General features: G+C 74.0%; 12 protein-coding genes and 1 riboswitch. Of the genes, 5 read left to right on the top strand and 7 right to left on the bottom strand.

What is annotated here, in order from left to right; genetic code table 11:
- Positions 1-27: 27 nt before the first annotated feature.
- The 5 genes from ACGF07_RS24695 to ACGF07_RS24715 all read right to left on the bottom strand — a co-directional run bounded on the left by ACGF07_RS24695 (position 28) and on the right by ACGF07_RS24715 (position 6767).
- Entirely contained in the window at positions 28-1080 is a 1053-nt protein-coding gene (locus ACGF07_RS24695) for a hypothetical protein (protein WP_392902059.1), read from the bottom strand.
- 143 nt (positions 1081-1223) lie between these two features.
- Positions 1224-2813 carry an alpha-amylase family glycosyl hydrolase gene (locus tag ACGF07_RS24700; RefSeq protein WP_392902061.1) on the bottom strand — a complete coding sequence of 530 codons (1590 nt, stop codon included), beginning with the start codon at positions 2811-2813 and terminating at the stop codon, positions 1224-1226.
- 251 nt (positions 2814-3064) lie between these two features.
- Complete coding sequence (locus tag ACGF07_RS24705) at positions 3065-3736, bottom strand: bifunctional 4-hydroxy-2-oxoglutarate aldolase/2-dehydro-3-deoxy-phosphogluconate aldolase (protein ID WP_392902063.1); 672 nt, start codon at positions 3734-3736, stop codon at positions 3065-3067.
- On the bottom strand, positions 3733-5463 hold the full coding sequence (locus ACGF07_RS24710; protein ID WP_392902065.1) for an amidohydrolase family protein: 1731 nt from the start codon (positions 5461-5463) through the stop codon (positions 3733-3735). The genes ACGF07_RS24705 and ACGF07_RS24710 overlap by 4 nt, the downstream gene beginning before the upstream one ends.
- Positions 5463-6767: an alanine racemase gene (locus ACGF07_RS24715; protein WP_392902066.1), complete on the bottom strand. Its 1305-nt coding sequence runs from the start codon at positions 6765-6767 to the stop codon at positions 5463-5465. The genes ACGF07_RS24710 and ACGF07_RS24715 overlap by 1 nt, the downstream gene beginning before the upstream one ends.
- A 350-nt stretch (positions 6768-7117) precedes the next feature.
- On the opposite strand from ACGF07_RS24715, the gene ACGF07_RS24720 reads away from it, so the two are divergent.
- The 4 genes from ACGF07_RS24720 to ACGF07_RS24735 all read left to right on the top strand — a co-directional run bounded on the left by ACGF07_RS24720 (position 7118) and on the right by ACGF07_RS24735 (position 10407).
- Positions 7118-8221, top strand: a complete 1104-nt coding sequence (locus ACGF07_RS24720; RefSeq protein ID WP_392902068.1) for a sugar kinase — start codon at positions 7118-7120, stop codon at positions 8219-8221.
- Between the two features lie 37 nt (positions 8222-8258).
- Positions 8259-9011, top strand: a complete 753-nt coding sequence (locus ACGF07_RS24725) for an IclR family transcriptional regulator (RefSeq protein ID WP_392902070.1) — start codon at positions 8259-8261, stop codon at positions 9009-9011.
- A 65-nt stretch (positions 9012-9076) separates the two neighbouring features.
- Positions 9077-9484, top strand: coding sequence for a RidA family protein (locus ACGF07_RS24730; protein ID WP_392902072.1), 408 nt, complete (start codon positions 9077-9079; stop codon positions 9482-9484).
- A 206-nt stretch (positions 9485-9690) separates the two neighbouring features.
- Positions 9691-10407: a DUF2470 domain-containing protein gene (locus ACGF07_RS24735; RefSeq protein WP_392902074.1), complete on the top strand. Its 717-nt coding sequence runs from the start codon at positions 9691-9693 to the stop codon at positions 10405-10407.
- A 285-nt stretch (positions 10408-10692) separates the two neighbouring features.
- Here the strand turns inward: ACGF07_RS24735 and ACGF07_RS24740 are convergent, their stop codons facing one another.
- Positions 10693-11646, bottom strand: a complete 954-nt coding sequence (locus tag ACGF07_RS24740; protein ID WP_392902076.1) for a peptidoglycan DD-metalloendopeptidase family protein — start codon at positions 11644-11646, stop codon at positions 10693-10695.
- A gap of 2 nt (positions 11647-11648) precedes the next feature.
- Positions 11649-11823, bottom strand: a riboswitch (cyclic di-AMP (ydaO/yuaA leader).
- 317 nt (positions 11824-12140) lie between these two features.
- Here ACGF07_RS24740 and ACGF07_RS24745 point away from each other — a divergent pair.
- Positions 12141-13673, top strand: a complete 1533-nt coding sequence (locus ACGF07_RS24745) for an MFS transporter (RefSeq protein ID WP_392902078.1) — start codon at positions 12141-12143, stop codon at positions 13671-13673.
- A gap of 26 nt (positions 13674-13699) precedes the next feature.
- Here ACGF07_RS24745 and purB read toward each other — a convergent pair whose 3' ends face one another.
- Complete coding sequence (gene purB, locus ACGF07_RS24750; RefSeq protein WP_350737031.1) at positions 13700-15130, bottom strand: adenylosuccinate lyase; 1431 nt, start codon at positions 15128-15130, stop codon at positions 13700-13702.
- Between the last annotated feature and the right edge of the window lie 11 nt (positions 15131-15141).

Genomic DNA, 15141 nt, shown 5'->3' on the forward strand with positions numbered 1-15141 from the left:
CCTTCGAACCCCCGTCGTCCACGGTCCTCAGACCGCGACCGCCTCCTCCATCTCCTCCTCGGCCTCCGCCGGCGTCTCCACCGCACGGCGTCCGCGGCGCTCGTACGCCGCCGCGGCGAGCACCGCCGCGCCGCCGAGCAGCAGCCACACCACCAGCGTCACCACGTGCCCGCCGAGCCCGGCGCCGCCGTCGAAGTACATGACGGTGCGGGCGCCTTCCAGGAAGCCGGCACCGTTCCAGAATCCGTGCAGCGCGCCGAAGAATCCGTTCTGCAGCTCGGGGCGGTAGACCCCGCCGGAGGAGGTGAAGTTCAGCATCACGAACAGCACCATCAGGGCCAGCGTGGTCCACTTCTTCAGGAAGCTGTGCAGGCCGATGCCGATCAGCAGGATGCCGGCCGAGTAGAGCCAGCCGAGCGCCCACACGGCGGCGTGGTCGCGGTCGACCACGTGGAAGAGCGGCCCGGCGGTGACGATCCCGATCACGCTCACCACCAGCGAGACCGCGAGGCCCACCATCGCCCGGACCCGCATGCTCAGGCCCGCACCGGCCGCGCCGATCACCGCGACGCTGGCGTAGGAGCCGATGCTCAGGGCGACCAGCAGGAAGAACAGGCCCTGTCCGGTCGGGTCGCCCTCGGCAAGGGTGGTGAGGTCGGTGACGTGCAGCGGGACGCCCTGCCTGTCGGTGACGTTGGTGAACACCTCGGTGGCGGCCACCACCGAGGTGTCCGAGTTGCCCTTGGCCACGATCAGCTCGGGGTTCCTGGCGTCCGGGACGAAGGCGCCGACCAGGGCGCGGTCCCGCAGCTGCTGTTCGGCGGTGGCGCGGTCGCCGACCGTGCGGACGTCCAGCGCGGAGCCCGCCTTGGTCCGGATCGTCTGCGCGAGGCCCTGTGCCTGCGGCCCCGCCCCGACGACGGCGACCTTGAGGTGGTTCGGTTCCGGCTGGTGGAACGCACCCTGGTAGGCGAGCGCCATGCCGAGGCACATCAGCAGCGGGGTGAGCAGGTGGACGGCGAGGTGCTTGAGCGAGTGCCCCGGGGCGGGCGCTGCGGCAGGTGGCTGGGGTGTGCTCATGGTGTTCGTACCGTCCTCCGGCGAGCTCTCGGTCACGGCCGCGATCCCTACCCTTTCAGGTGGTAAATGCAACCATCTACAGATGTAGCTTACAACCATCGGACGCCGATCGGAAGCCGAGCCGGCTCCGCCCGGCACGCGGCTCAGCTGCGCAGCTCGAACACTCCGTACGAGAAGCCGTCCGCCCGCAGTTCGCCGCCCACCAGCCGCGCGCCCTGCGCCTCCAACGGCCGCGCCCCGGCCCAGCCGTCCGCGAGCCGCACCGCCCCCGGTTCCCGCCGCGGGTTGACCACCACCAGGTACCGCCCGGCCCGGGTGTACACCAGCGGGTAGCCGGCGTTGTGGACTTCCAGGCCGCCGGACGAGCCCAGCCCGGGGTGCGCCCGGCGCAGCGCGATCAGCCGGCGGACGGTGTGCAGCAGCGAGGTCGGATCGGCGCGCTGGGAGAGCACGTCCGGCCGCCGCGGATCCGGGTCCACCGGCAGGTAGAACCGCTCGGGCGGGGCGGTGGAGAAGCCGGCGCCGGGGCCGGGCGTCCACTGCATCGGGGTCCGCGAGCCCGCCCGGTTGTAGCGCGGTCCGAGCACGCTGCCCTCGACGTCGGGGAGCCCCGGCAGGTAGCGCATGCCGATCTCGTCGCCGTAGTAGACGGCGGGCAGGGTCGGCCAGGTGAGCAGGAAGGCGAAGGCGGCCGCGAGTTGCTCCTCGCCGCGCGGGCCGGTGGCGAGCCTGGAGAAGTCGTGGTTGGCGGTGGGCAGCACGATGTGTCCGCTGCCCCCGGTCAGTTCGGCGGCGGAGCGCCAGGCGTCCAGGAAGGGCTGCGGGGTGCCGAGCCCCTCGGCGTCGAAGAAGCACGGGCCCTGCTGCCAGAACTCCTCCACCGTCCCGCCCCCGTTGTTCCAGAGCGAGCGCAGCGGAAGGCCGTGGTCCGCCCCGCCGAAGTGCAGGAAGAAGTCCGCGTGGAACCCGGCCGCGACGGCGGCGGCTGGCTCGCCCCACTCCGCGAGCAGCACGGCCTCGGGGTGGGCGCGGTCCAGCCAGGCCCGCAATTCGGTCCAGAGCCTCGCGGTCTCGGCCTTCTCCGGGTCGTCCTTGACCAGCGAGTACGCCATGTCCACCCGGAACCCGGCCACGCCGAGGCCCAGCCAGTGCGCCATGATCCCGCGCAGCGCCGCCCGGTTGGCGAGCGGCCCTTCGGCGTCCACCGGCTGGCGCCACGGTTCCTCCGAACGGCTGCGGGCGTAGCCGAAGTTGAGCGCGGGCTGGCAGTCGAAGAAGTTCGGCCGGTACCAGCCGGGGCGGCTGCCGGGCGAGGCGACGAAGCCGTCCACCTGCCGGTCCGACCAGATGTAGCGGTGGTCGGACGGGTCCTCGGCGGAGGCCAGGAACCAGGGGTGGCGGTCGGAGGTGTGCCCGGCGACGAGGTCGAGCAGGACCCGGATGCCCCGCCGGCGCGCCGCCTCCACCAGGGCCACCAGGTCCTCGGTACGGCCGTAGCGGGGCGCCGGCGTGAGGTAGTCGCTGACGTCGTAACCGGCGTCGCGGAAGGGCGAGGCGAAGCAGGGGTTGAGCCAGACCGTGTCCACACCGAGCCAGGCGAGGTGGTCGAGGTGCTCGGTGATGCCCGCGAAGTCGCCGATGCCGTCGCCGTTCGAGTCCGCGAAGCTCTGCGGATAGATCTGATAGAGGACGGCGTCGGCCAGCCAGTCGGGGGCGGGGCGGGACGAGGTCATGGGGCAGGTCCTCCTACCGGGGCCGGGGCCGGGGGCCGTACGGGCCTGGGGCCGAAGGCTGGGCTGGGCTGTGCCGACCCGAGCGTCGGACCGCGCCGAGTCGGAGCGAGCCGAGTCGGACCGAACCGGGCTGCCAACGATTCTCGTCCAATCCCGACCGTCCCGACAGACCACCTCCACCACGCGGCGACTCGCGGCTGCCCGACCCCACCGCCACCAGCCGGCCCCACTGCCACCGCCCGGTCCCGCCGCTACCGCGCGGTCTCGCCCGCCGCCGCACAGGCCCGGGTGAACGCCCGGGCCCGCCGGGTGATCTCCGCCCAGTCCCCCGCCGCGACCGTCTCCGGCGGCACCACGTCCGTCCCCGCGCACACGGCGAGCGCACCCTGCGCCAGGAACTCGGCGGCGTTGCCCGCGTTCACCCCGCCCGAGGCCACCAGCGGCACCTCCGGGTACGGCCCGTGGAGGTCCCTGAAGTAGCCGGGCCCGAACGCCCTGGCCGGGAAGATCTTGACGGCGGCAGCCCCGAGGTCGACGGCCCGGGCCACCTCGGTCGGCGTGAGGGCTCCCAGGACCACCGGCACCCCGGCCGCCCGCGCCGCCTCCGCGACCTCGGGCCGGCAGCCGGGGGTGACCAGGAAGGAGGCGCCGGCGGCGATGCCCCGCTCGGCCTGCTCCGCGGTCAGCACCGTCCCGACGCCGACCCGCCACCCGGCCCCGGCGGCTCGCGCCAGATGCGCCGTCACATCCGGTGTGGTGTAGGTGAGTTCGGTCAGCCGGATCCCGCCCTCGGCGAGTGCCGCGCAGAGCGCGGCGGCGTCCGGGATGCGCGGCGCGCGGACCACCGCGATCACCGACTCCCCGTCCAGTGCCCGGGAGCCGGTCGGCGGATCGGCGGCGAGGCCTGTGGAAGGAGCGGTCATGGGGCCAGAGTTCCTCGGTCGGTGCGGCGCAGGGCGCGGCCCGGGCGAGCACCGGTGGTGCGTCCCTGCCGGACGACGGCGGTGCCGTTGACGTACACGTACTCGATCCCCTCGGCGGGCAGCCGGGGTCGCTCGAAGGTGGCGGTGTCCCGGACGCGCTCGGGGTCGAGGAGCACCAGGTCGGCGTGGTGTCCGGGGACGATCCGCCCGCGCCGGTGGAGTCCCAGCCGGGCGGCGGGGCGACCGGTCATCCGGGCGACCGCCTCCTCCAGGGTCAGCACTCCCAACTCCCGGCTGTAGTGGCCCAGGTACCGCGGAAAGGTGCCCCAGGCGCGCGGGTGCGGCCGGGCGCCGACCAGCAGGCCGTCGCTGCCGGCGGTGTGCGCACGGTGACGCATGATCGCCCGGACGTTCTCCTCGTGCCCGACGTGCTGGAGGATCGTGGTGGCCAGGCCGTCCCGCCGCAGCAGGTCGAGGAAGACCTCCGTCCCGTCCCGCCGCCAGGTGGCGGCGGCGCGTCCGGCGGGGCCGGCGGGTAGGGGGCTCCCGGCGGGGCCGGCAGGTCGGGGGCTCCCGGCGAGTTCGGCGATGGTCCGGCCGACCGCGTCAGCCAGTTCGGCCGAACCGACGCCGGAGACCTGCACCGTCGCCCAGTCGACGGCCACCCCGTGGCAACCGTCGCTGCCCGTCTCCTCCAGTTCGCGCCGGATCCGCTCGCACGCCACCGGGTCGGCCAGCCGGGTCAGAGTGGCGGCCGGTCCGCCCTCGCCGACCCAACTCGGCAGCAGCGCGGCCAGGGTGGTGGAGCCGGGCAGGTAGGGGTAACTGTCCAGGGTGATGTCGACGCCCTCGGCGATCGCTTGGTCGACGAGCGCCAGCAGTTCGTCCGCCCGGCCCCGATTGACCTCGAAGTTCATCGTCGCGTGGGTCAGGTGCAGTGCGCAGCCGGACCGCCTGGCGATCTCGACCATCTCCGCGTACCCCTCCAACGCCCCTGCTCCGTACGATCGTTGGTGCGGAGCGTGGAAGCCGCCGTAGGCCGCGACCACCGTGCACAGCTCGACCAGCTCGGCGGTGTCCGCGTACGTCCCTGGGGTGTAGCTGAGGCCGCTGGACATGCCGACCGCACCGTCCAGCAGGCTCTTCGCCAGCACGTGCCGCATCCGGTCGAGTTCGGCGGCGGTCGGTGGGCGGTCCGCCCAGCCCATGGCGAGCATCCGCAGGGAGCCGTGCGGCACGAGGTAGCAGGCGTTCACGGCCGGCCGGGTGCGGTCGATGCGGTCCAGGTAGCCGGCGACGTCGCGCCAGTCCCAGTCGAGGTCCGGAGGATCGCCGTTCCAGCCGGCCAGTTGGCGGCGCAGTGCAGCCAGCGTGGTGTCGTCCACGGGGGCGTAGGAGAGCCCGTCCTGACCGAGCACCTCGCAGGTGACGCCCTGGGTGATCTTGGCCGGGTGCTCGGGCTCGAGGAGGAGGGCCAGGTCGGAGTGGGCGTGCATGTCGATGAAGCCGGGCGTGAGGACCAGGCCGTCCGCGTCGACCACGGCGGGGCCGTCCAGGTCCGGGCCGATCTCGGTGATCAGGCCGTCGGCGATCCGGACGTCGGCCCGGTAGCGTTCGGCCCCGGTGCCGTCGACGACCGTCGCTCCCTTGAAGACGGTCCTCTCGGCTCGGGGGGCCGCCACCTCCGTGGGGCGGACGGTTCCCCCCGTTCCCCCCGCCCCCGCCATCAGAAGAACGTCCTGACCAGCCCGGTGACCTTCGGCTCGGCCGCGTCGGCGGAGTCCAGTACGGGGATCGCCGTCCACTTGTCGAAGGCCGTGCACGGGTGTGAGACGCCGAGCCGCAGCACCGCGCCGATCGGCGCGAGGTCTCCGGCGTCGCGCAGGAAGGCGTGCTGGTCGTTGAGCGCGGTGATCCGGGCCGCCGTGCCGGTCAAGTGCGCCCTGCCGCGTACGAGTTGCGGCTCGGGCAGGCCTTCGTCGAAGGGCAGGTCGCGCTTGCCCGCGTCCAGCAGTGCCAGGTTCGGTTCGGGCCGGGAGGTCACCCTGGCCCAGCCGTGCAGTGCACCCCGGAAGGGGGCGGTGTCGCCGCCGTGCCGGGCGAGCGGCGAGATGCCCCGGTAGAAGCCGTCGTCGTGGGCGATGTACGCGCCCGAGCGCAGCACCACCAGGGCTTCCGGCAGGGCGGCCAACTCCTCGACCACCAGGTCGAAGTAGGCGCTGCCGCCGGCCGAGACCACCGGCGGGGTGCCGTCCGGGTAGGCGCCGGCGAGCCGGCCGTGCAGTTCGCCGAGGGCCTTCAGGTAGTGGCGGACGGTGGTCAGCCCCTCGGCCGTGGCGTCGTGGGCGAGCGCGCCCTCGTATCCGCCGACACCCGCGAGCCGCAGGGTCGGCGCGCGCAGCACGGCGGCGGCGATCTCGACGGCGGCGTCCACCCCGCGGGCCCCGGTCCGCCCACCCGGGCCGCCGAGTTCGACCAGCACCTCGACCGGCCGCTCGGCCCCGGCGGCGCGCAGCGCCTCGTCCATCAGCCGGACGCCTTCGGTGGAGTCGGTCCAGCAGAGGAAGGCGAAGCCCGGGTCGGCGGTCAGTTCGGCGGCGAGCCACGCCAGCCCGGCCGGGTCGACCAGGGTGTTGGCGAGCAGGATGCGCTGCACGCCGAAGGCCCGGGCGACCCTGACCTGGGGCAGGTTGGCGAGGGTGATGCCGTGGCTGCCGGCGGTCAGCTGGGCCTGCCACAGCGCGGGAGCCATGGTGGTCTTGCCGTGCGGCGTAAGTGCGACGCCCGCCTTGGCGCACCAGTCGGCCATGGTGCGGACGTTGTGGTCGAGGGCGGCGGCATCGAGGGTGAGCAGCGGGGTGCCGAGCGCGGAGAGGGTGGGCCCGGTGGCGAGCCAGTCCCGGACGGAGTGGCCCCAACTCTTCGGCGGGGCGGCCTTGAACCGCCAGTCGAGGGTCTCGTCGGCCAGTGCCGCCACCGCGTCCCCGGCGATGCCCGGTCCGTCGACGCTGCTCGCGAACGTCTGCTCCACCCTGTCCTCCAACTCGCCGGATTGCAACATGCGCAACGTGGGTTGCACATGCTGCCAGCACGGTTCTAGCATCGGCGCCGGATCACGGTCAACGGACCCGACTGACGGTCGGACCAGGTCGACAGGTCGACAGGTCGACTCGCCCGCAACGGTTGCGTACGGGACGGCCGCCGACGGTGCACCCGCGCACGGAACGGCCCCCACCGAACGCCCGTCGACGAACGGCCGCCGACGGAACACCCGTGCACGGAGAGCCCGTCGACGGAACACCCGCGCACGGAACACCCGTCGACGGAACGCCGCGCACGACGCCGACCGCCGACCGCCGACCGCACAGAGGAGCCCACCAGATGCCGCGACAGGACACACCGGGCCCGACCCCGCCCGGGACTCCCCCGACGGCCGTGTGCGTGGGCGAGTCGATGGCCGTCCTGCTGCCGGACCGCCCCGGCCCGCTGGAGGTGGTGGAGAACTTCCGGCTCTCCGTCGGCGGCGCGGAGTCCAACGTGGCCGGGACGCTGGCCGCACTCGGTGTGCCGACCGCCTGGATCAGCCGGGTCGGTGACGACGGCTTCGGCCGCCGGCTGGTCGCCGAGGTCGCCGCCCGGGGTGTGGACGTCTCCGCCGTCTCCGTCGACCCGCACCGCCCGACCGGCCTGTACCTCAAGGAGGTCGGCGGTGCCAGCGGCCACCGGTACGACCTCGGTCCCGGCCGCAGCCGCCTGCACTACCACCGGCGCGGCTCCGCGGCCGCCACGCTCTCCCCCGCCCTGCTCGCCGACCCGGCCGCCGCCGCGCTGCTGGCCGGCGCCCGGATGCTGCACCTGTCCGGCATCACCGCCGCGCTCTCCGACGACTGCCTGGCCCTGCTGCGCGCTCTCGTCGTCGAGCGCCGACCGGGCTCCGGGGTCCCGCCCGCCGAAGGCCCGGGACTGGTCAGCTTCGACCTCAACTGGCGCCCCGCGCTGTGGCGGGACCGCGACCCCGCCGTGCTGCCGCCCCTGCTGGACGCCGCCGACCTGCTGCTGCTCGGCACCGACGAGGCGCTGGACGCCTTCGGCACCGGCGAGCCCGCCGCGCTGCGCCGCCGTTTCCCCTCCCCCGCCACGGTGGTGGTCAAGGACGCCGCCCGGGTGGTCACCGCCCTGGAGCGGGACGGCACTGCGGTCAGCGAACCGGCGCTGGCCGTCGAGGTGGTCGAAGCCACCGGCGCGGGTGACGCCTTCGCGGCCGGCTACCTGGCCGGCACCCTCCGCGGCCTGGACCAGCGCCGCCGGCTGCGGCTCGGCCATCTGAGCGCGGCCTGCGCGCTGACCACTCCCGGTGACCAGGCCGAACTGCCGCCCGCGCACGTGGTGGCGGCGCTGCTCGACGCCCCGGCCGCCGACTGGGCGGCCACCCGGGTCACCGCCGGAGGCATCGTCTCCCCCGCGCTCCGGGCACCGGCACGATGAGCACTCCTTCCAGCCCCCCGACCGGAGTCCGAGCCCGATGAGCCAGACCGTCACCCGCGCCCTGCGCATCCTCGCCCAGCTCGGCGAGGGCGAGCGCTCCCTCGACCAGCTGGCCGAGGTGCTCGGCGTCCACAAGACCACCGTGCTCCGGCTCCTCCAGAGCCTGGAGGAGGAACGGTTCGTCTACCGCGACGCGGCCTACCGCTACCACCTCGGCGCGGGCCTGTTCGCGCTCTCCGGCCTCGCCCTGGAGCAGCGCGGCATCCGCCGGATCGCCGCCCCGCACCTCGCCGAGCTGAACGCCGCCACCGGCCAGACCGTGCACCTGGCCGCGTACGAGGGCGGCGAGGTGGTCTACATCGACAAGTTCGACTCCCGCCATCCCGTCCGGATGTACTCCCGGATCGGTCTGCGCGCCGCACTGCACTGCGCCGCCGTCTCCAAGGTGCTGCTCGCGAACCTGCCGCTGCCCGAGCGCCGCCGGGTGGTGGCCGGGATCGACTTCACCCCGCACACCGGGCGCACCCTCACCACGCCCGAAGCGCTGCTCGCGGAGCTGGACAAGGTCGCCGCCCAGGGCTGGGCGCAGGACCACGCCGAACACGAGTCCTTCATCAACTGCGTGGCCGCGCCGATCCGGGACGCCAGTGGACGGGTGGTCGCCGCCGCGTCGATCTCCGTGCCCGACGTCGCCCTCCCGTACGAGCAGGTGCTGGACCTCCTGCCGCAGCTGCTCGCCACCGCCCGCGCCGTTTCGGCCGACTGCGGCCGACCCGAGCGAAACCGATGACCCCCCACGGCAGGCCGGTGAGCCGTCACGACAGGCCGACGACCCGCCACGACAGAAGGAGCCCCGTGCCCGACAAGACCGAGATTCGTACCGACGGCGCCCCCGCCCCCGCCTGGATGTTCTCCCAGGGCGTGCGCAAGGGCCCGATCCTGCAGGTGTCCGGTCAGGGCGCACAGGACCCGGCCACCGGCGAGATCGTCCACCACGGTGACGTGCGGGCCCAGACCCGCCGCACCCTGGAGAACGTCAAGGCCGTCGTCGAGGCGGGCGGCGCCACCATCGAGGACGTGGTGATGTTCCGCGTCTACCTCACCAAGCGTGCCGACTTCCCGCTGATGAACGAGGCCTACGCCGAGTTCATCGAGGAGAACGTCAAGCCCGGTGGCGTGAAGCCCTGCCGCACCACCGTCTTCGTGGAACTCCCCCAGGAGTCCATGCTGGTGGAGATCGACGCCCAGGCCGTCGTCGGCTGACGACGCACCGGCGGGCACCGGCGGACACCGGCCGGCGCGAACCGCCACCGCCCGACCCCGCAGGGCCCGGATGCCGCAACCGCGCGTCCGGGCCCTCGGCGTACCCTGCGCCGTCGCCCGCTTGCCACACCCCCACCCGGACATTAGGTTAGCCTCACCTAACCAACAGGAGGTCCGTTCATGAGCACGCTCCACGAGGTGGGCGCATGACCCCGTCCACCGCCGGCACCGAGCCCGAGCCCACCACCGCCGAACGCGCCCGGAGCCTGCTCAGCGCGACCTCCTCGCTCACCGTCCGCGCCCTCGGCGAGCGCCACGACCTGGAGGCCCCGGTCTCCGTCCACGGCACCCGGCTGCGCCTGCGCGCCCCGCTCGACGCCCCGCTCACCACGGCCGCCGTCGGCGCCGTCGATGGCCTGGCCGTCGTGGTCGACGTCACCGACGTCTCCCCGGTGGCCGTCCGCGACCGGATCCGCGCCCGCCTCACCCTGGCCGGCCGGCTGCACCTGGCCCACCTCGCCGACGACGGCCTCAGCGTCCACCTGCGCGTGGACGTCGCCCACGCCGTCCTCGCCACCCCGTACGGCACCGGCGCGCTCACCGCCGCCGACCTCGCCGCCGCGGCCCCCGATCCGCTGGCCCGTCACGAGGCCGCGCTGCTCACCCATCTGGCCGACGAGCACGCCGACGCCCTCGCCCTGCTCACCAGGCTGCTCGACCCCGGCCTGCTCTCCGGACACCCGGATGTCCGCCCGCTGGCCCTGGACCGCTACGGCCTGGTGCTGCGCCTGGACCACCCGCACGGCCACCGCGACGTCCGCCTGGTCTTCCCGCAACCCGCCGGTGACACCGAGGACTTCGGCCACCGGATGCACGCCCTGCTGGGCGCCGCCGAGCACGGCCTGCCCGCCCGCCGGAACTGACCGGCCCCGGCGCGGCCCACCGTCCCGCCGCGGCAGCCCGGGTGCGCCCGCGGAGCCGCCCCCCTGGAAACGGCAGAGGCCGGCCCGGTGCCACGAGGAGTCCTCGTGGCACCGGGCCGGCCTTGGGCGTGTCCCGCGCCCATGTCCACCGGTGCGGCGATCACCCGGTCGAGCGGTCACCCGACATGACCATCCCGGGCGGTCGATTCGCCCCGCACCAGCGGTGGTTCTGGAACCCGCGGTCGGAGCTGCGTCCGAGCGGGGCCGACCTGCGGTCGGACCGGGTCAGAGCGCGACGCCGTGGGCGCGCAGGTAGGCGACCGGGTCGATGTCCGAGCCGTACTCCGGACCGGTGCGGATCTCGAAGTGCAGGTGCGGGCCGGTCACGTTGCCGGTGGCGCCGGAGAGGCCGAGCTGCTGGCCGACGGTGACGGTCTGACCGATCTTCACGCCGATCACGGACAGGTGCGCGTACTGGGCGTACTTGCCGTCGGCGAGCTTGATCTCGACCTCGTTGCCGTAGGCGCCGCCGTTGCCGGCCTTCACCACGACACCGTTGGCGACCGCGCGCAGCGGGGTGCCGGTGGCGGCGACGAAGTCCTGGCCGGTGTGGTGCCCGGAGGCCCACATCGAGCCGGCCACGCCGTAGGCCTCGCCCAGCACCGGGTGGGCCAGCGGGGCGACGTAGCCCGAGGTGGCGGCGACCGGCGCGGCGGTGACGGCCGGTGCCGGGGCGGCGGTCTGAACCTGGGTCTGGACCTGGGCGCCCGGCTTGGCGGCCTCGGTCCGGGTCTGCACCGGGGCGGCCGGCTTGGCCGGAGCCGCGGGCTTGGCCGGAGCAGCCGGCTTGGGGGCGTCGGCGTGAGCCGTGATGGACAGCTGCTGACCCGGGAAGATCAGGTTCGGGTTGGCGCCGACCACCGAGCGGTTGCGCTCGTACAGCGCGTGCCAGCCGCCCTCGACGTGCTTGGCGTCGGCGATCTTCGACAGGCTGTCGCCGCTGACGACGCGGTAGCTCTCCTGGGCGGCGGCCGGGGCAGCGGCCGGAGCGGCAGCCGGGGCGTCCGCGGCGGCGGCGGGCTGCGCCGCCGGAGCGGCGGCCGGGGCCGCGGGGGCGGTGTGGGCCTGGGCGCTCACGGTGGTCACGAGCGGAAGCACGAAGGACACACCGGTGACGGCGGTCGCGATGCCGATGCGGGCTGCGCGGGGCAGGGCGATACGACGGGCCTGAGCAGGCATGGAATTTTCCTCTCCGACGCCTGCGAGGTGAGCTGTCGGGTTCGGGCTGGAGTTGCCCGGCCGCATGCGCGGCTTCACCCCTAGCCGGTCCTGGACGTTCGCGCTGCGAAGCGCGGATCCGGTCCGGCGACTTACCTGTGGGTCCCCCGCTCCTGCCGTACAGAGCTCAGTTCGAACCACCCGGCAGCGGCAGGACTCGGCGTTCCACCCGGTGGATCCACCCGGGCTGGCCGAGCGGTCGCTGAACTAAAACCCATCCGTTCGGGTGAAGCAATGTCGATCTCTTGAACGCAGCACGATCCCCCGCCGACCGGTGACCCTCCGCATGATCCGGCACACTGTACGTACACAATCCAAACACGTGGCGCCACTGATCCACGACCCTGCGGCGAACACGGACACCCAGTGCGGCGCACCCGTCACGCATCGTGCGCGGCGAACACACCTTCCGGTGACCCTTGTCACGTGCACCCCACGGGGCGCAGGATCGGGCCGTGGCCACCTCCAAGGCCGGCACCCTGCGCCTGAGCACCGCGCAGGGTCGCTGGGTGCTCCTGGCAACGGTGCTCGGCTCCAGCATGGCGATGCTCGACGGCACCGTGGTGAACGTCGCCCTGCCCCGGATCGGCGCCGACCTGGGCGCCTCCCTGGCAGCCCTGCAGTGGACGCTGAACGCCTATCTGCTCACGCTGGCGGGTCTGATCCTGCTCGGCGGAGCGCTCGGCGACCGGTACGGCAGGCGCCGCGTGTTCCTGATCGGCGTCATCTGGTTCGCCGCCGCGTCCGCCGCCTGCGCCGCCGCCCCGAACATCCAGGTGCTGATCCTGGCCCGGGCCGTCCAGGGCATCGGCGGGGCGCTGCTCACCCCCGGCTCGCTCGCCATGCTCCAGGCGGTGTTCGACCCTGACGACCGCTCGGCCGCGGTGGGCCTGTGGTCCGGGCTCGGCGGGGTGTCCGCGGCCGTCGGCCCCTTCCTCGGCGGCTGGCTGGTGGACGGCCCCGGCTGGCGCTGGATCTTCCTGCTGAACCTGCCGCTGGCCGCCGCCGTGGTCGCGGTGACCTCCCGTTACGTACCGGAGAGCCGCGACGAGTCCGCCTCCGGCCGCTTCGACGTCCCCGGCGCCCTGCTCGCCGCGCTCGCCCTCGGCGCCGTCACCTACGCCCTCACCGCCGCCGGGGAGGGCCTGTCCCCGGCCGTCTGGGTCTCCGGCGCGGCCGGCCTGCTGCTCGGGGCCGCCTTCGTCGCCGTCGAACGCCGCGCACCCGAGCCGATGCTGCCGCTCGGCCTGTTCTCGTCCCGGCTGTTCACGGCCGTGAACCTGGTCACCCTGTGCGTCTACGCGGCGTTCAGCGGGGTGTTCTTCCTGCTGGTGGTGCAGCTGCAGATCGTGTCCGGCTTCAGCCCGCTGGTCTCCGGTTTCGCCCTGGTGCCGATCACGCTGCTGATGCTGGGCTTCTCGGCGCGCGCGGGGCGCCTCGGCAAGCGGATCGGCCCGCGCATCCCGCTCACCGTCGGCCCGCTGCTGTGCGCCGCCGGGGTGCTGCTGATGCTGCGCACCGGCCCCGGGTCCTCCTACTGGGCGGACGTGCTGCCCGCCGTCGTGGTGATGGGCAGCGGGATGACGCTGCTGGTCGCACCGCTGACCGCCACGGTGCTGGCGGCCGTCGAGGTACGGCACGCGGGAATCGCCAGCGGTGTCAACAACGCCGCCGCCCGTGCGGCCGGCCTGCTGGCGGTGGCCGCCCTCCCCGCGCTGGCCGGGCTGAGCGGCGACGACTACCGGGTGCCGTCCACGGTGGACTCCGCCTTCCACACCGCGATGCTGATCTGCGCGGGCCTGCTGGCCTGCGGCGGGCTGATCGCCTTCACCACCGTCCGCGGCAACGTGCTCGCCCCCGAGGACCGGCCGGTCGCCGAGCCGGACTGCGCATGGAACTGCGGCACCACCCCGCCGCTCGACCCGGGCCACGTCCACCTGCACGAGGGCCCTGCCACCGGTCCGGCGGCAGGGCCCTCGGAGAGCTGACCGGGCGTCGTCGGACGCCCGCCCCGTCAGAGGATGTCGGCCGGCGCGTACTTGGCGGCCTCCGGGTAGGCGGCCGCGACGGCCTCCACCCGGCGGACCACCTCGGCGACCTGGGCACCGGCCGCACCGGTGAAGGACAGCTTGTCGGCCAGCAGCGCGTCCAGCGCGGCCCGGTCCAGCGGGATCCGCTCGTCGGCGGCCAGCCGGTCCAGCAGCTCGTTCTCCCGGGCGCCCGCGCGCATCGCCAGCGCGGAGGCGACGGCGTGCTCCTTGATGACCTCGTGCCCGGTCTCCCGGCCGACGCCCGCGCGCACCGCGCCCATCAGCACCTTGGTGGTGGCCAGGAACGGCAGGTAGCGGTCGAGCTCGGCCTCGACCACGGCCGGGAAGGCGCCGAACTCGTCCAGCACGGTCAGGAAGGTCTCCAGCAGGCCGTCGAAGGCGAAGAAGGCGTCCGGCAGCGCGACCCTGCGCACCACCGAGCAGGAGACGTCGCCCTCGTTCCACTGGTCGCCGGCCAGCTCGCCGGTCATCGAGGCGTAGCCGCGCAGGATCACGGCCAGGCCGTTGACGCGCTCGCACGAGCGGGTGTTCATCTTGTGGGGCATCGCGGAGGAGCCGACCTGGCCCTCCTTGAAGCCCTCCGTCACCAGCTCGTGGCCGGCCATCAGGCGGATGGTCTTGGCCAGGCTGGACGGGGCGGCGGCCAGCTGGACGAGGGCGGTGAGCACCTCGAAGTCCAGCGAGCGCGGGTACACCTGGCCGACGCTGGTCAGCACGTTGTCGAAGCCGAGGTGCGCGGCGACCCTGCGCTCCAGCTCGGCCAGCTTCTCGGTGTCCCCGCCGAGCAGGTCCAGCATGTCCTGGGCGGTGCCGACCGGGCCCTTGATCCCGCGCAGCGGGTAGCGGGCGATCAGCTCCTCCAGGCGGCGGAAGGCGACCAGCAGCTCGTCGGCGATCGACGCGAAGCGCTTGCCGAGGGTGGTGGCCTGCGCGGCGACGTTGTGCGAACGGCCGGCCATGACCAGCTCGGAGTGCTGGGCGGCGAGGCTCGCGAGGCGCACCAGCACGGCCACCGTGCGGTCCCGGACGTGCTCCAGGGACTGGCGGACCTGCAGCTGCTCGACGTTCTCGGTCAGATCGCGGGAGGTCATGCCCTTGTGGATCTGCTCGTGGCCGGCGAGCTCGCTGAACTCCTCGATCCGGGCCTTCACGTCGTGGCGGGTGATCCGCTCACGGGCGGCGATCGAGCCGAGGTCGACCTGGTCGATCACCCGCTCGTAGTCGGCGACGGCACCGGCCGGCACCTCGACACCCAGGTCCTGCTGGGCCTTCAGGACGGCGAGCCACAGGTGGCGCTCGAGGACCACCTTGTGCTCGGGGGACCACAGCTGGGCCAGGGTCGCCGAGGCGTACCGGGAGGCCAGGACATTGGGGATCTGGGGCTTCGCGCTCACGCTTCGCAAGC

Source organism: Kitasatospora sp. NPDC048194 (assembly GCF_043202455.1).
In the GTDB taxonomy this organism is placed as follows: Bacteria; Actinomycetota; Actinomycetes; order Streptomycetales; family Streptomycetaceae; genus Kitasatospora.